Raw genomic sequence first — 22,227 nt, 5'->3', positions numbered from 1 at the left:
CGAGACCGAACGCGGTCGCCGTTGCGCACAGCCGGCGGCCGCGTTCGCATGCCTGCAGCCCCTTCATCGCTGCCGCCCAGCACCACTGGCAGACGGCGACTCCGCGACTCACTTCCCGCGCAGGGCCTTGACCTTCGCGAGGAGTTCGTTCTCCGCGTTCGGGCCGGCCTTGATGCCGGTGGGCAGCCGGAACATGAACCAGATGCCGACGAGGAGCCAGACGGCGAAACCGACCCACGACTGCCATTCCAGCTGTGCGGAGACCGGGGTGATCGGGATGTAGAGGATGAACAGGATGAAGGTGAGCACGGAGGAGATGACTCCGATGACCAATCCGCCGTTGCGCGCTCCGCCGATGCGCAGCGGACGTTCCATGTTCGGCTCGCGCTTGCGCAGGACGAGGAAGCCGATGCTGACGAGGAAGTAGGCGATGACGATGGCGGGTGAACCGGCGTCGACGATCCAGCCGAGCGCCGCGGTGCCGAAGAACGGGGCGATGGCGGAGAGGAGACCGATGAAGATGATCGCATTCGACGGGGTGCGGTACTTCGGGTGGAGCTTGCCGAACCACTTCGGGATCATACCCGCGGCGGCCATCGCCCACATGAGTCGCGAGGAGCCCATGAGGAAGGCGTTCCAGGAGGTGATGATTCCGGCCAGGCCACCCGCGATGACGATCTTGCCCCAGATGGCCGAGCCGAACATGACGGAGAGTGCATCGGCGGTGACCAGGTCGTGCGTGCCGAGCTGAGCGGCGGGCATCGCCATCGACGTCGTCCCGATGATGATCACGTAGAAGGCGATGGCCATGACGACCGACAGCACCACGAGCTTGCCGATCTTGGCCGGTGGGAGTTTGACCTCCTCGGCGGACTGCGGGATGACATCGAAGCCGACGAAGAGGAACGGAACAACGGCCATGACGCCGATGAAGCCGGCGCCGCCTCCGGTGAAGAACGGTTCGGTGTTCTCGATCTTGCCGCCGACGAAGCCTCCGGTGAGAAGCATGAGGCCGACGATGATGAGGAACCACACGACGAAGGTCTGCACGAGAGAGGCGACCTTGACGCCGCGGATGTTGATCCAGGCGATGACGATCGCGGTGATCGTGCCGACCAGAGCCCACGTGAGGTAGACGTCGAAGCCGGCCACGTTCCAGAGTTTGATCTGTTCGAGGTTCGGGAACAGGTAGAGGGCGGTCTTCGGCACCGACACCGCCTCGAACATGACGACGCTGATGTAGCCGCCGGTGATCGCCCAGGAGCCGAAGAGGGACACGCGAGGGCCCATCGCTCGGATGAGGTAGTTGTGCTCACCTCCGGCGTGCGGCATGGCGGCCACCATCTCGGAGTACACCGTGCCGACGAAGCACATGATGATGCCGCCGACGATGAAGGCGAGGATCGCGCCGAGGGTGCCGGCGCCGTTGAGCCATTCCCCGGTGAGGACGACCCAGCCGAATCCGATCATCGCGCCGAAGCCGATGAAGAGGGCGTCGACCGTGCCGAGCGCTCGGACGAACCCGTGGCCTCTGTCGTCCGTTTCAGTGTGGGTCTGACTCATGGCATGCCTCTCGCAGTCCGTCATTACTGAGATGCACAGTAGCAGGATTCTGAGCGTTTCCGGTCAGTGAACTTCACACTGTCTCAGTGGACGAAAGCGCACCGGTCGCCTCGGGGCAGACGTGGTCTCTGCCCCGAGGCGGATGCTCATCAGTCGCCGAGGTCGACGACTTCGAACTCGAGGAGGTCGGCCTGCTCGGAGACCGGCTTCTTCCCGATGGATTCGTGGGCCGGGGAACGGTTGGCCCTCCAGTTCTCGAAGTCCTCACGGGTCGCCCACTGGGTGTAGACGAAGTACTTGTCGCCGCCGGCGACCGGACGCAGCAGTTTGAAGCCTTCGAAGCCCGGGGCCTCATCGACGGAGTGCTTGCGGTCGGCGAAGCGCTTCTCGAGTTCGGCGCGGGCCGGTTCGGGGACGGTGAGTGCGTTGATGGCGACGACTGACATGGTTGCTCCTTTTCAGCAGTGTCTGCAGAGACGTCATTTGTCGGCGAGCCCGGGTGCTCGAAGGCTGCGATGGACGAGACGCTTCGGATGAGCATCGAACTCACTTCGACCCTACGACGTCGACCCGAGTCCCGGCTGAGCAGTCCGGCAGTTCGCACGGGCTGTCTCAGAAACGGTGCCGAAACGCGGACCGTCGGTGCGCAGAGGGCAGCTGCGCAGGTCCGCTCGGAATCCATCACGGGTCGACCGAAACGCCACGGCCAGTCCTATTCGACGACCTCGAGCTGAGTGAACTGCAGGCCGGGAGAGTGGATCTCGGCTGCGCGCCGGATCCGTTCGGCAGTGAGTTCGCTGATCGTCGGGAAGGCGCGGTCGGCCTTGTCGCCGCTGTCGGAAGTCGCCCGGCCGCCCGCAGAAGCAGCCCTGCTCGCAGTACCAGTCTCACCCGCATAAGCAACCTCAGCAGCAGAAGCGGCCTCACCCGCAGCCACCACGGCGCGGGCGTTCTTCGACCGCAGAGGCTCCGGCGTCTGCACGAGCACGAACGACCGCGACCCGGAATCCCGTTCGTTCGCGGCCATCACCGCCTGGGCCGTCGTGCCGGACCCGGCGAAGAAATCGAGAACGATCGCCTCAGGATCGAAGAAGGTCTGCGAGGCGACCAGTGCCTTGACCAGCTCCACCGGCTTCGGATAGCTGAACACCCCGCCGAGGCCCAGAGGCTCCAGGTCGTTCTGCCCGCCGAGCGCCTTGATGATCGAATACATCTTCGAGCTCGCCTTCTCGGCCGGAGTCACTCGCACCACCGCGTGCTTGCCCGCTTTCCCCCACGGCCGCAGGATGTACTCGCCCGATGCCAGCTTCGCGTCCACCTCGGCGAGCTTCTTCGCACCCTTGACCTCGAGGATGTCCTCGTACATCAGCCGCCGCTCCGACCCTCGGGCGTAGCGGCCGAATCCTGCCCGCAGCACATCGGTCTCGACGAGCATGCGCCGGCCGTCGATCATCTCGAGCTTCGCAGGTGACTTCTTCTCCGTGAGGAAGGGCCCGACCCGGCTCGCATCGCGCCCCCACACGTGGATGTAGTCGTGCCCGCGCACGAATGACGGAGCATTGCCCCCGCCCTTGGCGCGCTGATGGATGAGCGTGCCCAGCGCATTGTCCTCGCCGAAGATCTCGTGCCCGAGCAGCTGCGCCCACGCGCTTTCGACATCGTCGAGGTGGAGGAAGAGCACTCCGTCTTCGCGCAGCAGCTCGCGAGCCAGCAGCAGCCTCGGCGCCATGAAGGACAGCCAGCTGGCATGGTCGTGCCCGTGGTCCTTGTACGTGTGCGCATTGCCCGTGTTGTACGGCGGGTCGATGTAGATGACCTTGACCTGCCCCCGATGCGTGGCGAGCAGGGCGGTGAGGGCCGGCAGATTGTCGCCGACGAGAAGGAGGTTCTCACGCAGATCCGGGGTCCGAGGGGTGCCGTCACCGTCGCGCAGCTGCGCACCGCGATCACCGGCGCCGAGGCGGGCGCCGGGTCGTCGTGTGCCCTCGGCCGACGAACCCTCACCGAGGCTCCTGCTGGTGCCCTCGGAGACGAGGCGACGGCCGAGGGTGAAAGCCGCGTGCTTGCCGGGCCAATCCAGGACGGTCGTCATCCTTCTCCTTCGTCTCGAACGGTGACAAGATTGCTGTATGAGTATTTCACGAGTGGCCGTCGTCGGCGCCGGCATCCTCGGCGTCGCCACGGCGAGGGAGATCGCAGCGCGGTTCCCCGACGCCGAACTCACTGTCATCGACAAGGCGGATGACGTCGCCGCACATCAGAGTGGCCACACCACGGGAATCGTCGACTCGGGGCTCGACCGGATTCCCGGATCGGCCGAGGCCGAACTCGCGCGCCGAGGCGTCGAGCTGCTGGTCCCATTCGTGTCCGAACGCGGCATCCCCTACCGCGAGTGCGGGCAGCTCATGGTCGCCCAGAACACCGACGAGGCCGATCGGCTCGAAGAGATCTTCGCTCGCGCGAAGGACAACGGCATCCCCGGAGTGCGGCTGCTCGAGCGCAAGGAGATGAGCGAGGTCGAACCCGAGGCCAGGGGCGTGCTCGGACTGTACTCGCCGCACGCGGCAGTCACCGACTTCGGTGCCCTCACCGGGGCGCTCGCCTCCGACGTCAGCGCCGCCGGCGGCACATTCCGCTTCGCCACCGAGGTCACCGGATTCGACATCATGAGCAATGAGGTGCGGATCAGAGGGCGGGCGACGGCTGCCGATGAGCAGGTGGACGAGGCACCGCGGACCTACTACGGCAATGAGGATACGCGACCGGTCGTCGACTTCGGCGAGGAGCTGCGCAGCCGGTTCGGAGGCCAAGACTGGTTCCGGCAGGTCGAGGGCACCCTGCACGACTGGACGGAGAAGTTCTCGAGCTCCTGGTCCGGTGGCGGACGCGGTGAGGACCATCGGGGCCCGGCTGACCAGGACGGACCCGGCGGGGGAGCAGGCGACGGCACTCGAGGCTCCGGAGACGATTCGACCGGATCGGGCAAGAGGGCGCGCCGCGAGATGCCCGAGACGACGATCGGCACCTTCGACCTCGTCTTCGTCTGCGCCGGACTGCAGGCCGACCGCCTGGCCGCAGCCGCAGGATTGGAGGCCGATCCGCGTATCGTGCCCTTCACCAGCGACTATTACGAGATCCCGGCGGCCTCCGCCGAGGCGGTGCGCGGCATCATCGGCTCCGTTCCCGATCCGGATGCGCCCTTCGCCGAGACCGGGATGGTCAGAGGGGTCAACGGCTCGCTGATGCTCGGGCCCAACACCTTCGTCTCACTCGGTCGGGAGAAGTACGACAGGCGCGGCTTCGACCTCGGCGATATGGGGTCGACCGCGAAGTTCACCGGCTTCTGGAAGTTCGCTGCCCAGACCGCGCGCACCGCCGCGCACGGGGCGAAGACGACAGTCAGTCGGAAGGCATTCATCGACAGCGTCGAGAAGTACGTGCCGACGATCGACGGGGACTCCGTCGAAACCGGGCCGCGCGGCGTCCGGGCGCAGGCGATGAACTCCGATGGCGAGCTGCTCGATGAACTCATCATCGCCACTCGCGGGCGGCTGACCGCGGTCAGGGCAGTCCCACGCTGGGGAGCCACCTCGGCGCTGGCCATCGCCGAACGGATCGTCGGTGAAGCAGCGGGGGCACGCGGGCGCTGAGCGTCAGGGTCTGCTGGGAGCAGACGAGCACTGAGCGCGGAGGTCTGCGCAGGCTGTGCTGGGCCATCTCCGACCCGTATGCTAATTTAGCTTAGGCTATCCAAACCTGACATCGGAGAGACCGTGCACATGACGCCGAACAGCCCGTCCCCCTCGACCGCAACGGCAGTGAGGCGCCGACTGCTCGTCTCGTCCGCAGGACTCCTGATCGCTTTGAGCGGTTGCACGGGAAGCGGAACGACTGACGGCGAATCAGCATCCGCCGGACGTGTCGAAGATGCCTTCGGAGCCGTCCAGATCACCAAGGCCGAGCGGGTCGTGGCACTGTCGGTCTCCGACGCCGATGCGGCGCTGGCCTCCGGCGTCGTGCCCGTGGCGATGGCCGAGGCTCCCGTCGAACCCGTGATGCCGTGGGCCCAGGACGCCATCGACGGGCTCGGTGGAGAGACGCCCGAACTCTTCGAATGGACGACCGAAGACACGATCCCGTTCGAAGACATCGCCTCCTGGGAACCCGACATGATTCTGGCCACGGGCAGCATCCTCAGCCAGGACACCTATGACCAGCTCACTGACATCGCGCCGACACTGACCACCGCCGAGGAGGGCGCGGCCGACAGCTGGAAATCCCAGACGGAGCGGGTCTCGAAAGTCATCGATCAGCAGGAACACGGCGAGACGTCGATCGAAGCCGCGCAGTCAGCGATCGACCAGGCCGCGGAGTCACACGCCGCACTCGAGGGCAAGTCCTTCCTCGTGGCGCTCTTCCGCAGCCCCGAGGAGGTCGGAGTGCTGCCCGACCGGGACTCCGCGACCGTCCGCTTCTTCAGCGAACTCGGGCTCGAACTCGACCCGGTGGCCGATGAGATGACTGCAGGGAAGGTGCCTGACACTCTCTCCCTTGAGAAGCTCGACGTGCTCGATTCGGATGTCATCGTCGGCTATTTCCCCGACGCCGGGCTGCGCGAGAAATACGAGGAGCTCTCCGTCTTCTCCGCTCTGCCCGCGGTCGAGGATGGTCGCTTCTATCAGCCGACCGATGAGGAATGGCGCGGACTGCGCTCGGTCTCGGCCCTTGCTCTGCCGGAGCTCGCGGAGCCGATCGCCGCGAAGCTCGAGAAGTCGACGAAGCGATGATGGGCAGACTGTGCTCCTGGACCGATCACGGCGATGACTGGTCGCTGCGCCTGAGCCTGCCCGCAGGCGCGGACATCGCCGAGGCGAACGCCCCGTCTCTGAGGTCCGATCAGGACCTGTTCGCTGCTCTCAACGGCATCACCGACCGTCGGCGTGTGCCCGAAGGAGTCATGGCGTTCGAGCAGACGGACAGCGGTCCGGCCCACATCGTCGACCTCCGCGTCCCCCGCGGATTCCGGGGCAGTCTCACCTTCATGCCCGTGCCCCGCGGCATCGAGATCGCGGACCGGGACACATGGCTGGCAGCCTACGGGAATGCGTTCCTCCCGGCCGGCACCGGGCTGCGCACGGTTGCAGACCTGTTCGGACGCCCCGTCTTCGAGGTCTCCGCACCCGATGCCAAACCCCTCATCTGGACTGCGGAAGCGGCCCCTGACGCCGAGGCGGCCGACGGAACTTCGGGCGGCGACGGGAGGCCGCCCCACCTCGGCGAACGGATCGAAGTGCTCGACGGCACCGCCAGGCGGGTTCTCACGTACCAGCCGAAGCGGGCATCCGCCTCGGCGCCGGTGCTCGTCGTCTTCGACGGGAAGGCCTTCGTCGACGGCGGTCTGCTCACCACGATCGACGAACTCGTCGGCCCGCCCTCGCTCGTCATCGCGGTCGATCACGCACCGATCGACACCGCAGCGGACAGCGGGGCCGACCGGGGTGAGGCGTTCGCCTTGCGGGCCTCTGACCTGGTGATGAACCCGAGATTCTGCGACGACGTCCTCACCCTCGTCGCTTCGCTGGCGCCGAATGCCCGCGATCGGACGATCGTGGCCGGGGCCTCCTACGGCGGACTGGCCGCGACCTACTTCGCCCTGAGGCATCCGGAGGCGTGCCGCGCGATCAGCCTCTCACCCTCGTTCTGGGCCTCTGATTCGGAAGAGAAGCGAATCTGGGAGCACTTCCGGACAGGAACCAGTCCCGAATTCCTCATCCACCACGGCGCCTTGGAATCGGAGATCGCCCGTTCCGTCACCGAGGCGAGAGCTGAGTTCACCCGTCGCGGGCTCAGCCCACGATGCGACACGTTCTCCGGAGGCCACGAGTACCTGTGGTGGAGAGAGCTCCTCCCCGGCCACCTCGCCGAGCTGCTCGCCGAAACCCGGGATATGAGCACACTGTGAGCCGCGGCCGCGTTCAGTCGGAGTGCCGTTCGAGGAACTCGTAGACCTCGGTGTCGTCGACGCCGGGCACCGCACCGGGCGGGACAGCGGCCAGCAGCGAGGCGTGCATGCGCGCTGACGGAAGCGCCTGATCCTCCCATTTCTCCGCGAGGTCTGCCGGTGCCTGCCGGCAGCAGGAAGGGTCCGGGCATTCGGACTTCGAGCGGATCGATGATTCGCGGCCTTCGAACCACCGGACGTGGGCGAACGGGACGCCGACGCTGATCGCGAAATCACCGCCGGGCAGAACGCGGGCAGTGCACCAATACGAACCGTGCGGAGTGTCGGTGTACTGGTAGTAGGGGCTGAAGCGGTCGGCGACGCGGAAGACCGTGCGTGAGGTGAAGCGTTTGCACGCGAACTGACCCTCGATCGCGCCGAGCGGATCGGTGGGGAAGGGCAGGCCGTCGTTCGAGTACGCCTTGTGGATCGTGCCCGAGTTGTGCACCTTCATGAAGTGGACGGGCAGGCCGAGGTGTTCGGTGGCGAGGTTCGTGAACCGGTGGGCGGCCATCTCGTAGCCGACGCCGAACATATCGCGCAGGTGCTCGACCGAGAGCACCCGCTTCTTCTTCTCCTCTTCGAGGATCGGCACGGCCGCAGACTCGGGCAGGAGGATTGCGGCAGCCAGATAGTTCGCCTCCACCCGCTGCTGGAGGAACTCATGGAAGTCCTTCGGGGAGTCATAGCCGAGCACGTGCGGGGCCAGACTCATGAGCAGGTGGGAACGCGGGTCGAAAGCGGCATCGGAGTTGGGCAGGTAGAGCCGTTTGTTCGCGGTGTCCGAGATCGACCGGGTCGACTCGGGCAGATCCGAGACGTAGTGGAGGCTGAATCCGAGCTTCTCGGCGATGAGCGCCGTCTGCCGCTGCGAGACCGTGCCCGATTCGTAGCCGACGAGGTCGAGCAACTCGGCGGCGGTGGCCTCGAGCTCGGCGAAGTAGTTGTTCTTCTCCTTCATCCGATCGCGCAGCTCACGGTTCGCCCGCCGCGCTTCTTCGGGGGTGGCCGCGCGACGTTCGAGGACCTCGCCGAGCTGACGCTGCAGACCGACGATCGCCTCGAGCGCATCCGCCGGCAGCGATTTGATCCTCACCTGCGGAAGTCCCAGGGAGGAGTACATCGGCGAGGCCTGATTGCGTTCGGCTTCGAGTTCGAGAGCCTGCCGGTCGTCGATCGGGGCGGGATCGATGAGGTCGGCGACATCGGTCTTCAGGGCCTTGGCGATGGCGGCGAGGAGCGTGACAGAAGCTTCTCGCTTACCGTTCTCGATCGTCGAGATCTGCGAGGCTGCACGCCCGACTTCCTGTCCCAGCTCATTCAGTGTCAGCCCGCGTTGTTTTCGAAAAAACCGTATTCTTCTGCCGATGCTCAAGGGATCGGTCTGCTGTTCCTCGTCTTCGACTTCCGCTCTAATGCTGACCAAGGCGGCTCCAATCGTTTCTGTGCGCTGGTTCACATGCGTGAAAATCAGTATGACAGAACGAGGAAATTTCTGAAACCGGAAATTTCGCACTTATTCATCCGAAAATCCCCTACCTGAACCCTTGCGGCCCCCGCAGACTGGATACATCAACAACCCCGAACGAAAGGGAAAGTGAAGGACAATGACTGAGAACACCACGCAGAACAGCTTGCATGATGCTGAGGCGATCCGCCGCGACTGGGCGACCAACGCCCGCTGGTCGGGAATCGCTCGCGACTACGAGCCCGAGGACGTCGTCAAACTGCGCGGGTCTCTGATCGAGGAGCACACGCTGGCCCGTCACGGTGCCGAGCGCCTGTGGAAGCAGATCAGCTCAAGCGACATCAAGTCCGGCGAATACGTCAACGCACTCGGTGCGCTGACAGGCAACCAGGCCGTCGAACAGGTCAAGGCCGGTCTCAACGCCATCTACCTCTCCGGTTGGCAGGTCGCCGCCGACGCGAACGCAGCCGGCCAGACCTACCCGGATCAGTCGATCTACCCGGCCAACTCGGTTCCGCAGGTGGTTCGCCGCATCAACAATGCGCTCATGCGTGCCGACCAGATCGAGACCTCGGAAGGCAACAAGCAGGTCGATGACTGGTTCGCTCCGATCGTCGCCGACGCGGAAGCAGGCTTCGGCGGTTCGATCAACGTCTACGAGCTCATGCGTTCGATGATCAATGCCGGCGCGGCCGGTGTGCACTTCGAGGATCAGCTCGGTTCTGAGAAGAAGTGCGGCCACCTCGGCGGCAAGGTCCTCGTTCCGACCTCGCAGCACATCCGCACGCTGAACGCGGCGCGTCTGGCTGCCGACGTGGAGAACGTGCCCAGCCTCGTCATCGCCCGCACCGACGCCGAGGCGGCCACGCTCATGACCTCGGACATCGACGAGCGCGATCAGCAGTTCGTCACCGGTGAGCGCACCTCCGAGGGCTTCTACAAGATCCGCAACGGCATCGAAGCAGGCATCGCCCGCGGTCTGTCCTACGCTCCCTACGCGGATCTGCTGTGGATGGAGACCTCCACCCCGGACCTCGCCGCCGCGAAGGAATTCGCGGATGCGATCCACGCGGAGTACCCGGACCAGATGCTGGCCTACAACTGCTCGCCGTCGTTCAACTGGAAGAAGCACCTCGACGATGCGACCATCGCGAAGTTCCAGCGCGAGCTCGGAGCCATGGGCTACAAGTTCCAGTTCATCACCCTGGCCGGCTTCCACGCCCTGAACTACTCGATGTTCGATCTGGCCCACGGCTACGCCCGCGAGCAGATGAAGGCCTACGTCGAGCTGCAGGAGCGCGAGTTCGCCGCCGAGGATCGCGGCTACACCGCAACCCGCCACCAGCGCGAGGTCGGCACCGGCTACTTCGACCTGGTCTCGACCGCGCTCAACCCGGAGTCCTCGACGACGGCTCTGGCCGGTTCGACCGAGACCGCTCAGTTCAGCTGAGTCCGACCGGCTCTTCGGAGCCCCGCCCGCCCGGGCTTCGCGGCCCGGGTGCGGCACCGGCCATTGGCCGCTTGGAACCCGGCGCGGATCGGCAATGTTTTCACGGGGTTTGCATTGTCGGTCCGCGCCGTCACACCCACCGATGGCAGCGACCACTTACTACACGGCACGAACCCCCACAGCACCACACAAGCACCGCATCACTTCCACTGCAATGACACCTTCCGGCAGCACTGACACTCCGGCAGCACACTACGACGGGTGAGGAGAAGCCCATGTCTTACATCAAGATCAACGCGCCGCTCGAAACCGGCTTCGGCACCGTCCTCTCGGAGCCCGCTCTGACGTTCATCGCCACACTCCACGACGAGTTCGCCGGCACCATCGCCGATCTGCTGCGGGCACGCCGCAATCGCCAGGCCGAGATGAACGGCGGAACCCTCCCGCGCTTCAAGCCGGAGACCGCCCGCATCCGCGCCGACCGGTCCTGGACCGTCGCCGGCTCGGCAGGAGCTCCCGGACTCGAAGATCGCCGCGTCGAACTCACCGGCCCGGTCACCGAGACCGAAGTCGTGGCCGCGCTGAACTCGCAGGCGAAGGTGTGGCTGGCCGACCTCGAAGACGCCACGAGCCCCACCTGGGCCAACATCATCGGCGGTCAGCTCAATCTCTACCGCGCCATCCGCGCCCAGCTGCCCGGAGTGAAGAACCCGAACCAGCAGCCGACGATCGGGCTGCGTCCCCGCGGCTGGCACCTGCCGGAGAAGCACCTGCTCTACGTCGACGACAGCGGCAGCGAATTCGCCGCCTCCGGTGCACTGGTCGACTTCGGTCTGTACTTCTTCCACAACGCCCGCCACCTCATCGACGCCGGCTCCGGCCCGTACTTCTACCTGCCGAAGCTCGAGTCCTCGCAGGAAGCACGTCTGTGGAACAAGATCTTCGTCCGTGCGCAGAACATGCTCGGCATCGAGCAGGGCACCATCCGCGCCACCGCTCACATCGAAACGATCACCGCGGTGTTCCAGATGGAAGAGATCCTCTTCGAACTGCGCGAGCACTGCGCCGGTCTCGAGGCTGCCGGCTGGGACTACCTGTTCTCCGTGGTGAAGAACCTGCGCAACGCCACCGACTACGTGCTGCCCGACCGGGAGCGCCTGACGATGGACCTGCCGCTGATGAAGGCGTTCACCGATCGTCTGGTGGCGACCTGCCACCGTCGTGGTGCGCACGCCATCGGCACGATGTCGAACCTCATGGCCGACCATCCGGACGAAGCGTTCGTCGCTGCCGAGTTCGAACGCATGCGTGAGGACAAAGCTCGTGAGGCCTGGCAGGGCTTCGACGGCACCTGGGTCGCCGACCCGGCGCTCGTGCCGGCCGCTCTGGCCGTGTTCGACGCGGCTCTGGGCTCGAAGCCGCACCAGCTGGAGAACATGCGTCCCGATGTGCAGGTGACCAGTGAGAACATCCTCGACGTCACCGGTCTCGAGCCGATCGTGACCGAAGAGGGCGTGCGGGTGAACATCCGTGTGGCCATCGGGTACATGAACGAATGGCTCGGCGGCAACGGTCACGTGGCGCTGGAGAACCAGCTCGAGGATGTCTCGACCGCGGAGATCTGCCGCTCGCAGATCTGGCAGTGGATCCACCATGAGGTGACTCTCGACAATGGGCAGAAGCTGACCCGTCACCTGGCTGAGCGCTACCTCGGCGAGGAGCTGGCGGCGATGGATCGTCGTCCCGATGATCACCTCGACGAGGCAGTGGAGATCTTCCGCACGACGGCCCTCGACGAGCCCTTCGCGGAGTTCCTCACGATGCCGGCCTACACCGAGCACCTGGTCGACCGGGTGTCGAAGAAGGCCGCGACCGAGGCCTCCGTAGCCTGACCAATTACTACCCGACGGCGGCCCAGCAACCTTGCGCAAGGTTGCTGGGCCGCCGTCACGTAGTTCTGGGAGGGGCGAGTGGGGGCGTGAGCACTCAAGTGAGGGCGTCAGTGACGATGAATCTGACCTTGCGATGGTCCCGAAGTGAACGAATCATCGGAGAGTCCATATACTGGGGGCCATGACGATTCTCATTGGCTACCTACCTGCTCCCGAGGGTGAGGCTGCTCTGCGTGCGGGTTTCGCGGAAGCCAAGCTGCGGTCGAGCACTGCCGTCGTGATCAACTCGCAGCGACGAGGTGCCAGCGGGACGCCGACGGAGATCGGTGAGGACGAGATCAAACGGATCGTCGACCTCGGCAGGGAATCCGATATCGACGTCGAGGTGCTCCAGCCTGATCACGAAGACGATCTGCCGGGCACGCTCAACGACCTCGCCGTCGAACACGAAGCGCAGCTCATCGTCATCGGACTGCGCAAGCGCTCGGCCATCGGCAAGTTCATCCTCGGCTCCCAAGCGCAGCGCATCCTCCTCGAAGCCGAGGTCCCGGTCCTCACCGCGAAGGCTTGAGCGCACTTCGCCGAGGCGGCGCCGTAAGCGTCGAATCGACCATCCGCGTCGCCGAGGTGCAGATCCGCTCTCGCCGAGGCGGCGCTTCGTCCGCGCTACCGGCGCGGTTCCAGCCCCCACCCCCAGGCGATCAGCTCGGCCAATGACACGCCTTCGGCGTCGCTGAGATCCGTGATCTGAGTCCGGCACGAATACCCGTCGGCGAGCACCACTTCCAGCCGTGAGTCGTCCGTCCCCGCCTTGCCGCGCTTTCGCAGCGCCGGCAACAGGGCCACCTCGGCGACGGCGACCGAGGTCTCGTAATGCCCTTCCTCGACGCCGAAGTTCCCGGCCAGGCCACAGCAGCCGCCGATGAACTCGGTGCTGGCGCCGGTCCGGGCCATCAGCTCTCTGTCGGCAGCGGTGCCGAAGATCGCCGACTGATGGCAGTGCGGCTGAACGAGTGCGTCGACCCCGGACAGATCCGGCAGTTCGGCACCGATGCTCAGCAGATACTCGGCAAGGGTCTGCACGCGCGCAGCCACCCGACGCGAGGCGTCATCGGCGAGCAGCTTGGCCGAATCGTCCTTGAGCGTGGCCAGACAGGAGGGTTCGACGCCGACGATCGGGACATCACCGGTGGCGTCGAGGGCGGTGATCGTCTCCGCGAGATTCGCCTTTGCCGCATCGAGCTGCCCGGTCGAGATGAGCGGCAGGCCGCAGCACACCGTCTGATCGATCACCCGCACTGTGACGCCGGCGTGCTCGAGCACGGCCACGGCCGCGGCGAGGATGCGCGGAGCGAAATGGTTCGACCAGGAATCAGCGAACAGGATCACCTCGGCGCTCGGCCGCGGCACCAACCGCAACTCGTCCGACTGCGCACCCGATGTCTGCGCACCCGATGACTTGGCCCCCGATGTCTGGGCCTTCGCGCTGGGCGCGGCGTCCGCGCCCGAACGCGGCCCCGCCTCGGCGGTGGATGTCCACCATCTGCGGAACGTCGTGGCCGCGAACTGCGGAATCGACCGGCGCACATCGATGCCGGAGATCCGTTTCGCCACGGTCGACAGTCCCGGCAGGCCCGACACCCGATTGAGCACCGGTGCCACCGGTGTGACCAGGCGCGCGAGCTGCGGGAGGAACCCGAGCGAATAATGCTTCATCGGCCGCAGCTTGCCCTTGTAGGACTGGTAGAGGACCTCGGCCTTATACGTGGACATGTCCGTTCCGGTGGGGCACTCGGTCCCGCAGGCCTTGCACGACAGGCACAGGTCAAGAGCTTCGTGCACCTCAGGCGAGTCCCATTTCGGTTCGAGCAGATCGCCCGAGACCATCTCCTGCAACACCCGAGCGCGTCCCCGGGTCGAATGCCGTTCATCGCGTGTGGCCTGGTAGGACGGGCACATGATGTCGCCGGCGGCCGCCGAATCCGCGCGGCATTTGCCGACGCCGGTGCACCGATGCACCGCCGAGGCGAAGCCCGCGGACTCACCCTCATAGGCCATCGCCAACTGTCCCGGAAGCTCCTGCCGCAACGGCAGCTGCGTCAGTCGGAGCGACTCATTGAGCGCATCCGGGTCGACGATGACACCGGGGTTGAGCAGATGCTGCGGATCGAAGAGCTTCTTGACCTGGGCGAACAGATCGATCGCCGCCGGTGTGTACATGAGGCTCAGCAGCTCCGAACGTGCCCGACCGTCACCGTGCTCACCGGAGACCGAACCGCCGTAGCGGGCGACGAGCTTCGTCGCCGCGACCATGAAGTCGCGCATCACCTGCGGTCCGGTCGGGTGCTCGAGCGGGAAGTCGACCCGCATGTGCAGGCAGCCGTCACCGAAGTGACCGTAGGGGATCCCCCAGAGGCCGTGTTCGTCGAGCAGAGCCATGAGATCGCGCAGATAATCGCCGAGGTGGTCGACCGGGACCGCTGAATCCTCCCACCCGGCGTGGGCGTCGCGACCATCGGGGGTGCGCGAGACCAGACCGGCGCCGTCGGCGCGGATCGCCCACACCGCGGCGGCGGCCGCGGCGTCGAGGACCGAGGAGTCCAGGGCCTGCGATTCGGCGATGAGGCGCTGGGTCTCCTGCTCGATTTCGGCTTCGTCCTCACCGGTGAGTTCGACGACGAGCCAGCCCGCGCCCTCGGGCAGCGTGGGGACCGCCTCGGCGCCTTTGGTGTCGATGACTCGGTTGAGCATGCGTGAGTCGAGACCTTCGCACGCGGCTACGGGGAAGTCCTTGAGCAGCGGCGCATCATGGGCGGCCGCGACCATGTCCTCGTAGCCGAGCACCACAGCTGAGGTGAAGCTCGGGTCTTTGACCAGGCGCATCTTCGCGGCGAGGACGACACCCCAGGTGCCTTCCGTGCCGGCGAAGGCACGGCGGAGGTCGAAGCCGTTCTCCGGGAGGAGCGACTCGAGCCCGTAGCCGGAGACCTGTCTGGAGAAGGTGCCGAAGTTCGTGCGGATGGTGCCGAGGTTCTCGGCGACGAGTTCGTGCAGACGCGGGAAGGTCGCGGAGGCGTCCGCGTCGTCGAGGGTGACGACGGTGCCGTCGATGAGCATGACCTTGAGCGCGAGGATGTTGTCGCCGGTGCGTCCGTAGCCCAGGGCGCGGGGGCCGCAGGCGTTGTTGCCGATCATTCCGCCGATGGTGCAGCGGGTGTGCGTCGACGGATCGGGACCGAAGCGCAGACCGTGCGGTTTGGCCTTCTCCTGCAGGTGGGCGTGGATGCAGCCGGCTTCAACCCAGGCCGACTGTGCGTCGGGGTCGAGGTCGAGGACGGTATTCATATGGAGCGAGAAGTCGAGGACGATGCCGCGGCCGATGGCATTGCCGGCGATCGAGGTGCCGGCTCCGCGGCTGGTGATCGGCACGCCGAGGCGGCGGGCGATCGTGAGGACGCCACGCACCTCCTCTTCGTCGTGGGGAAAGACGATGGCGGCGGGCACAAGCCTGAAGAGCGAGGCATCGGAGGAGTAGGCGGCACGGTCCGTGTCGTCGATGCTGAAGTCGCGGATGCCGACTGCGCGGAACTCGGTCGCGAGGGCGGCGGGAAGCGTTGTCGTGGACTCGTCTTCGTCGACGGTCGCCCGATTCGCTCCGGTGGGATGGGCCATAGTCGTCATGTTCGCATTGTGCCACTTGGGTTGCCGGAACATCGAGACCCTTTCACTCTCGAGATCCTCCGCCCACACCTGCAGGGTCGTCAGGGTCATCGGGCAACACCGGAACCGTTATCGTTTCGTTATCAGACAAGCTCAGAACGACGGCTTTGTGGAGTTTGAGTTCCTATATCCGGGAATTCTTGGTGTATTGACATATTCGTGGTATCTAATGGGACTACACCAATTCGTGGCAAGGGGCCACTACATGAATGCAAGGGAAGAAGCCATGTCTCGTCGAGCTCGTGAATTGACAGTAGATCAGGCCGCATTAGTCGGGGCGGTCAGAAAGGTCGCTCGGCAGCGATCGAAAATCAACACCGACTATGTGATGGCGATTCTTCGGGCGCGCGAAGAGGGCGCGACTTTCGGGGCGATCGCCGAGGCGGCCGGCACCTCCTCGCAGGCGGTGCAGGAGATCGTGCGTCGGCACGGACCGGTCAAGCGCAGCGAACCGAAATCGGAGGTCGCAGACCCCGTCTGAGCCCGGAATCAAGGGGTCGAGGCAAGAAGCATCGACTCCCCGGACCTTCATTCTTCCCGCGCTCGAACAGGGGCGGTGATCCATCGGCGAGATGGGGTCACCGCCCTTGTGTATTGCATGGGCGGTACCTGACCGTTGTATGGCCGATTCTCGGAGCCGTTCGGCGACAGGAATTTTCATTGTGCTGACAATGGGGCAGGTGGTGTGTAATGACGGGAACCGGCAGTTCGGCCCATATGGATAATCATGTTTTGATTCGCTCGATCTGTCGATGCGAAACTGAAGTTCCCCGCGACCGACACCGGCAGCTGCGGGCGGGTTCGTGGGCAGGTCAATTGGTGAGCTCCCACGGCATGATGCGGCTATCAGCGGCTTAGATACAAGAACGACATACTCGCCGCAGTATTGCAGTCTTGTTACAGGCGGACCGGTTGTTCACGCCCCGATAGCGGGCGTTCGGCTGCACCGCGGGTCCGGGGCGTTCGGCGTGCGGCCGACCGGACTCCGGACCCGCAGGCGTGGTGAGAGGCGTCTTGTCTAGAGTGGCGATATGAACTCCGAGCCCGAATCACTGCCCGCTGAGATCGTCGACCTTCCCCTCATTCGCATCGCGTCCGACCTGTCTGTCATGGCCTGGGAGCAGATGCTCGCCTGGAGGTCACTGCTCGGAGCGAGCCTCGATGCGCGGGTCGTCGACACGAAGACCTCGCCGAACGACCTCGTCACCAAGGCCGATGCGCAGATCGAGGCACTCGTCCGCGGGTACCTCTCGCGGGTCAGGCCCCACGATCTCATGGTCGGCGAGGAGGGGGCGGACGCACTCGACCCGGTCGAATTCTTCTCGGCCGATATCCTTCGCCGGCTCCATGCCTACGATGCCGAGGCGCGGCTGCTCGCCGACCTCAGCGACGACGGCCCGGCGCTGGAGTGGCATGTCGACCCCATCGACGGAACCGTGAATTATGTCCGGAACATCGAACACCATGCTTTCTCTGTCGGTGTCTGCGAGAAGCCGGACACCGATCCCGGTCTCGGTCTCGGCGGCTGGCGCATCGGGCTCGTTGCCTCACCGGGGCTGGGTGCCACTTGGCTGGCGGCCGAGGGCCTCGGCGCCTACCGGGTCGAGGGTCGACTGGCCGACTACGGAACGGCCGCCTCGGCGAATATTCCCGCCCGCCGGCTGCGGGGTACGCCGAGCGGGCTGTCCGGACGGCTGCTCGCCACCGGGTTCGCCTACACCGGGAACAATCGCGGCCCACAGCTGGCCAAACTCGAGAACCTTATGAGCGGTTACGACGATCTCCGGCGCTGCGGCGCGGCCTCCATCGACCTGTGCATGGTCGCCGAAGGCCGCGTCAACGGCTACGCCGAACGGGGCCTGGGCATCTACGACTACGCCGGCGGTGCGGTCATCGTCGAAGAGGCAGGACTCAAGGTCAGCCGCGGGGGAGCAGGCGGTCCGACCGCCGCAGCCGACGCCCAGGCCGAGGTCGATCGGCTCGTCGCCGCCATCTGAACCGACCTCGCCCCGCCCGCGCCGGCCGAGCCGCGCTGGGCTCTCTGCGCCGCAAACCGCTCATCAGGTGTGATGCAGATAACGTCATATTTCTTTGACTTTATTTTCAAAGCATAGGCTAAGCTTACTTTCAGTGTGTGCACACGTTTCTCTGATTCGTTCATCCCAGGAAGTAGGACCCCATGGTTTCGACTCGCCTTCAACTGAGCGCCCTGGCAGGCGTTGTCGCTCTTGCTCTGGCCGGCTGCGGCTCCTCTGATTCCGATTCGGCACAGGCCGACGGCGCTGACACCACGATCGAGGTCGAAGACAACAACGGCAAACAGACCGTTGACTCCCCGCCGGAGTCCGTCGTCGCCACCGACAACCGCACGTTCCAAACTCTCAGCGACTGGGGCGTCGAACTCAGCGGCGGAGCCGTGTCCCTCATGAGCGACGACCTCGACTACACGAAGGACGAGTCGATCCTCGACCTCGGCAACCACCGCGAACCCGACCTCGAGAAGGTCGTCGAAGCCAAGCCCGACCTCATCATCAACGGCCAGCGCTTCGCCCAGTTCCACGACGATCTGGCCAAGCTCGCCCCTGAGGCGGTCGTGCTCGAACTCGATCCCCGCGACGACGAGGACTTCGACGACGAGCTGCGCCGTCAGACCACGGTGCTCGGCGAGATCTTCGGCAAGCAGGACGAAGCGAAGAAGCTCGTCGATGATTTCGACGCTTCCATCGACCGCGCCAAGTCCGCCTATGACGGTGATGACAAGGCCATGGGGCTGATCACCTCGGCCGGTGACATCGGCTATGCCGCTCCCTCGGTCGGACGCACCGTCGGGCCCGTGTTCGACATCCTCGACCTCGCCCCGGCCCTCGAGGTCGAGGACGGCACCGAGGACCATCAGGGCGACGATGTCTCCGTCGAAGCGATCGCGAAGTCGAACCCCGACCTCATGATCGTCCTCGACCGTGATGCCTCCTTCGCGCCGGAGAAGCGCGATGAGGGCTCGGCCCCGGCCGCCGAGGTGCTCGAGGACTCCGAGGCGCTCAAGGACGTCCCCGCGATCAAGGACGAGAAGATCGTGTACTTCCCCGAGGACACCTACCTCAACGAGAGCATTCAGACCTACACGGAGTTCTTCAACGACTTCGCTGAGAAGCTCGAAGACCAGAAGTGATGACCATCGCCGAGGCGGCCCGACGTCGGAAGGACTCCCGAGGCAACCGGCCGGATGAGTCTCCACGTGGGGCCGCCTCGGCGAAGGGACCCCTCTTCGGATGGCCGCTGCTGCTGGGCGTCCTCGGGGTCGCCCTCCTGCTCGCGGTCTCGCTGTTCACCGGTGTCTACGACATCTTCGGCGGTGACGGCGGTGCTCAGATGTTCCAGATCACGCGGATTCCGCGCACCATCGCCCTCGTCCTGGCCGGAGCGGCCATGGCGATGTGCGGGCTGGTCATGCAGCTGCTCACCCAGAACCGCTTCGTCGAACCGACGACGACCGGCACCACCGAATGGGCGGGCCTCGGGCTCATGCTCACCGTCATCGTCTACCCCGATGCCTCGATCGTCGCGCGGATGGTCGGAGCGATCATCGCCGCCTTCGTCGGCACCCTCGTGTTCTTCCTCTTCCTCCGGCGAGTGTCACTGAAATCCTCGCTCATCGTGCCCATCGTCGGCATCATGCTCGGCGCCGTCGTCGGTGCCGTGTCGACCTTCGTCGCCGTTCAGACCGATATGCTGCAGAGCCTGGGCATCTGGTTCGCAGGCAGCTTCACCTCGATTCTGCGCGGCCAGTACGAGACCCTGTGGATCGTCGCGGCCGTCGTCGTCGCGATCTTCATCCTCGCCGACCGCTTCACCGTGGCCGGCCTGGGCAAGGAGATCGCCACGAACGTCGGCCTCAACTACAACCAGATCCTGCTGCTGGGAACCGTCTTCGTCGCCGTCGCCACAGGCGTGGTCACCGTCGTCGTCGGCAACCTGCCGTTCCTCGGACTCATCGTGCCCAACATCGTCTCACTCGTCCGCGGCGACGACCTGCGCTCGAATCTGCCGTGGGTGTGCCTGCTGGGCATCGCCATCGTCACTGTCTGCGACCTCATCGGTCGGATCATCGTCATGCCCTTCGAAGTCCCCGTCTCCCTCATCCTCGGCGTCGTCGGCGCTGCCGTGTTCGTCGCCCTGCTGCTGCGTCAGCGGAAGGTCGGGTGAGTGCCGTGCGCGCAAAGGACGAAATCCCCGCAGACCCCATGACGAACACCGACGCCGAGGCGGCCGGCCGGGCCGCTGCGGACGTGCGGGACGGTGAGCCGCCTCGGCGAGGTTCCGCCGCTGCTCAGGGTGCCTCTGCTCAGCGTGCGTCCGGACCGCTGCCGACGGCCAGGTCGGTGCGCCGATATTGGACGATGATCATCGTCCTCGCGCTCGCCTCGGCGGGTATCGCCGGCGGCATCCTGGCGTGGGACAATCCCATGCCCATCAACGACCCCGGCTTCTGGCTGATCGCGAAGCTGCGGCTGACGAACCTCGTCGTCATCGTCATGGTGGCACTGTGCCAGTCCTTCGCGACCGTCGCCTTCCAAACGGTGACGAACAACCGGATCATCACGCCCTCGATCATGGGATTCGAGTCCCTGTACGTGGCGATCCAGACCTCGGCGATGTACTTCTTCGGGGTCACCGCGATCGTCGAACTCAAGGGGCTCGTCCCATTCGTCGTCCAACTGGCGCTCATGGTCGGGCTGTCGCTGGCACTCTACGGGTGGCTGCTGTCCGGTCGGCACTCGTCGGTGGCACTCATGCTGCTCATCGGCGTCGTCATCGGCGGGGGACTGGGCTCGGTCGCGACATTCATGCAGCGGACGCTGACGCCGAGCGAATTCGACATCCTCTCCGCACGGCTCTTCGGATCGATCTCGAACTCGGATTCGAGCTACCTGCCGGTGTCGATCCCACTGTGCGTGCTCGCGTGCCTCGGCCTCTACCTCAGCTCGTCGCGGTTGAACGTGCTCGCGTTGGGTCGGGATATGACGAGCAACCTGGGGCTGAACTTCAAGGGCGAACTGCTCAAAGTGCTCTTCTTCGTGTCCATCCTCATGGCGGTGTCCGTGTCGATGATCGGCCCGATGGTCTTCCTCGGATTCCTCGTCGCGATGCTCGCCTACCAGTTCGCCGACACCTATGACCACAAGCGGCTCTTCCCGATGGCGGCCCTCATCGGGTTCGTCGTCCTGGGTGGAGCGTATTTCGTCATGAAGAACATCTTCTACGCCGAGGGGGTCGTGTCGGTCATCATCGAGATCGTCGGCGGCGGCGCCTTCCTGCTTGTCATCCTGCGAAAGGGGCGCCTGTGATCACGCTGGACTCGGTCCGCAAATCCTACAGCGACGAGGTCTCGATCGGGCCCGTCGACCTGCAGATCCCGGCCGGAGGAGTGACCGCTCTGGTCGGCCCCAACGGCGCCGGAAAGTCGACGCTGCTGACGATGATCGGCCGGTTGCTGGGCTTGGACTCGGGGTCGATTTCGGTGGCCGGTTTCGACGTCAGTTCGACGAAGTCGAAGGACCTGGCGAAGATCGTGTCCATCCTGCGTCAGGAGAACCACTTCATCACCCGTCTGACGATCAGGCAGCTCGTCGGGTTCGGGCGCTTCCCGCATTCGCAGGGGCGTCTGACAACCGCCGATGAGGAGATCATCTCCCAGGCCATCGACTTTCTCGAGCTCGGTGAACTGGAGAACCGGTTCATCGACGAGCTCTCCGGAGGGCAGCGGCAGCGGGCCTATGTGGCGATGGTGTTGGCGCAGGACACCGACTATGTGCTGCTCGACGAACCGCTGAACAACCTCGACATGAAGCGGTCCGTGCAGATGATGCAGCACCTGCGCCGAGCCGCGGCCGAGATGGGCCGGACCATCGTCATCGTCCTCCACGACATCAACTTCGCCGGTCACTACGCCGACCACATCTGCGCGGTGAAGGACGGCGAGGTCGTCGAGTTCGGCACTCCCGAGAAGATGATGACCGCCGAGGTGCTGTCCGGGGTGTTCGACACCCCGGTCGAAGTCATCGACGGTCCGCGCGGGCCGCTGGCCGTTTACTACTGACACGTTCGGCCGGTCTGGCCGGTTAGCTGGCTGGTG

At 65.4% G+C, this 22,227-nt stretch carries 17 protein-coding genes; 12 read left to right on the top strand and 5 right to left on the bottom strand.

What is annotated here, in order from left to right; all coding sequences use genetic code 11:
• Window positions 1–108: 108 nt before the first annotated feature.
• From ACPUD7_RS09150 to ACPUD7_RS09140, 3 genes are all read right to left on the bottom strand, one after another.
• Window positions 109–1,563, bottom strand: a complete 1,455-nt coding sequence (locus ACPUD7_RS09150) for an APC family permease (protein WP_135540674.1) — start codon at window positions 1,561–1,563, stop codon at window positions 109–111.
• 149 nt (window positions 1,564–1,712) lie between these two features.
• Complete coding sequence (locus ACPUD7_RS09145) at window positions 1,713–2,009, bottom strand: antibiotic biosynthesis monooxygenase family protein (RefSeq protein WP_135540676.1); 297 nt, start codon at window positions 2,007–2,009, stop codon at window positions 1,713–1,715.
• Between the two features lie 266 nt (window positions 2,010–2,275).
• Window positions 2,276–3,655, bottom strand: coding sequence for a DNA methyltransferase (locus ACPUD7_RS09140; protein ID WP_425119717.1), 1,380 nt, complete (start codon window positions 3,653–3,655; stop codon window positions 2,276–2,278).
• 37 nt (window positions 3,656–3,692) lie between these two features.
• On the opposite strand from ACPUD7_RS09140, the gene ACPUD7_RS09135 reads away from it, so the two are divergent.
• From ACPUD7_RS09135 to ACPUD7_RS09125, 3 genes are all read left to right on the top strand, one after another.
• The gene (locus tag ACPUD7_RS09135) at window positions 3,693–5,213 is read left to right on the top strand and encodes an FAD-dependent oxidoreductase (protein ID WP_425119716.1); all 1,521 of its coding nucleotides are present in this window, start codon (window positions 3,693–3,695) and stop codon (window positions 5,211–5,213) included.
• A 129-nt stretch (window positions 5,214–5,342) separates the two neighbouring features.
• Entirely contained in the window at window positions 5,343–6,350 is a 1,008-nt protein-coding gene (locus tag ACPUD7_RS09130; RefSeq protein ID WP_425119715.1) for an ABC transporter substrate-binding protein, read from the top strand.
• A complete protein-coding gene (locus ACPUD7_RS09125) occupies window positions 6,260–7,525 on the top strand; it encodes an alpha/beta hydrolase (RefSeq protein ID WP_135540680.1) in 1,266 nt (421 codons plus the stop codon). Before ACPUD7_RS09130 ends, ACPUD7_RS09125 begins: the two co-directional genes overlap by 91 nt.
• Before the next feature lie 13 nt (window positions 7,526–7,538).
• Here ACPUD7_RS09125 and ACPUD7_RS09120 read toward each other — a convergent pair whose 3' ends face one another.
• Entirely contained in the window at window positions 7,539–8,990 is a 1,452-nt protein-coding gene (locus ACPUD7_RS09120; protein ID WP_135540682.1) for an XRE family transcriptional regulator, read from the bottom strand.
• A gap of 181 nt (window positions 8,991–9,171) precedes the next feature.
• On the opposite strand from ACPUD7_RS09120, the gene aceA reads away from it, so the two are divergent.
• The 3 genes from aceA (at window position 9,172) to ACPUD7_RS09105 (ending at window position 12,945) form a co-directional block, all read left to right on the top strand.
• Complete coding sequence (gene aceA / locus ACPUD7_RS09115; RefSeq protein WP_135540684.1) at window positions 9,172–10,482, top strand: isocitrate lyase; 1,311 nt, start codon at window positions 9,172–9,174, stop codon at window positions 10,480–10,482.
• Between the two features lie 275 nt (window positions 10,483–10,757).
• Window positions 10,758–12,374, top strand: a complete 1,617-nt coding sequence (gene aceB, locus ACPUD7_RS09110; RefSeq protein WP_135540686.1) for a malate synthase A — start codon at window positions 10,758–10,760, stop codon at window positions 12,372–12,374.
• Window positions 12,375–12,555: 181 nt separating this feature from the next.
• Entirely contained in the window at window positions 12,556–12,945 is a 390-nt protein-coding gene (locus tag ACPUD7_RS09105) for a universal stress protein (RefSeq protein ID WP_135540688.1), read from the top strand.
• A 95-nt stretch (window positions 12,946–13,040) separates the two neighbouring features.
• Here ACPUD7_RS09105 and ACPUD7_RS09100 read toward each other — a convergent pair whose 3' ends face one another.
• Window positions 13,041–16,046, bottom strand: coding sequence for an FAD-binding and (Fe-S)-binding domain-containing protein (locus ACPUD7_RS09100; protein WP_425119731.1), 3,006 nt, complete (start codon window positions 16,044–16,046; stop codon window positions 13,041–13,043).
• A 253-nt stretch (window positions 16,047–16,299) separates the two neighbouring features.
• Here ACPUD7_RS09100 and ACPUD7_RS09095 point away from each other — a divergent pair, with 253 nt between their 5' ends.
• The 6 genes from ACPUD7_RS09095 (at window position 16,300) to ACPUD7_RS09070 (ending at window position 22,191) form a co-directional block, all read left to right on the top strand.
• Window positions 16,300–16,575 carry a hypothetical protein gene (locus tag ACPUD7_RS09095; RefSeq protein ID WP_425119714.1) on the top strand — a complete coding sequence of 92 codons (276 nt, stop codon included), beginning with the start codon at window positions 16,300–16,302 and terminating at the stop codon, window positions 16,573–16,575.
• 550 nt (window positions 16,576–17,125) lie between these two features.
• On the top strand, window positions 17,126–18,091 hold the full coding sequence (locus ACPUD7_RS09090) for an inositol monophosphatase family protein (RefSeq protein ID WP_135540690.1): 966 nt from the start codon (window positions 17,126–17,128) through the stop codon (window positions 18,089–18,091).
• A gap of 182 nt (window positions 18,092–18,273) precedes the next feature.
• The gene (locus ACPUD7_RS09085; protein ID WP_135540692.1) at window positions 18,274–19,263 is read left to right on the top strand and encodes a siderophore ABC transporter substrate-binding protein; all 990 of its coding nucleotides are present in this window, start codon (window positions 18,274–18,276) and stop codon (window positions 19,261–19,263) included.
• A complete protein-coding gene (locus ACPUD7_RS09080; RefSeq protein WP_135540789.1) occupies window positions 19,263–20,297 on the top strand; it encodes an ABC transporter permease in 1,035 nt (344 codons plus the stop codon). Before ACPUD7_RS09085 ends, ACPUD7_RS09080 begins: the two co-directional genes overlap by 1 nt.
• A gap of 38 nt (window positions 20,298–20,335) precedes the next feature.
• Window positions 20,336–21,439 (top strand): iron chelate uptake ABC transporter family permease subunit, encoded by a 1,104-nt coding sequence (locus tag ACPUD7_RS09075; RefSeq protein ID WP_135540790.1) that lies wholly within the window; start codon window positions 20,336–20,338, stop codon window positions 21,437–21,439.
• Window positions 21,436–22,191: an ABC transporter ATP-binding protein gene (locus ACPUD7_RS09070; protein WP_135540694.1), complete on the top strand. Its 756-nt coding sequence runs from the start codon at window positions 21,436–21,438 to the stop codon at window positions 22,189–22,191. The genes ACPUD7_RS09075 and ACPUD7_RS09070 overlap by 4 nt, the downstream gene beginning before the upstream one ends.
• Window positions 22,192–22,227: the final 36 nt, after the last annotated feature.

The sequence above is a fragment of the Brevibacterium sp. FAM 24630 genome, assembly GCF_049804075.1.
In the GTDB taxonomy this organism is placed as follows: domain Bacteria; phylum Actinomycetota; class Actinomycetes; order Actinomycetales; family Brevibacteriaceae; genus Brevibacterium.
This window is presented reverse-complemented; position numbering and strand designations above follow the sequence as displayed.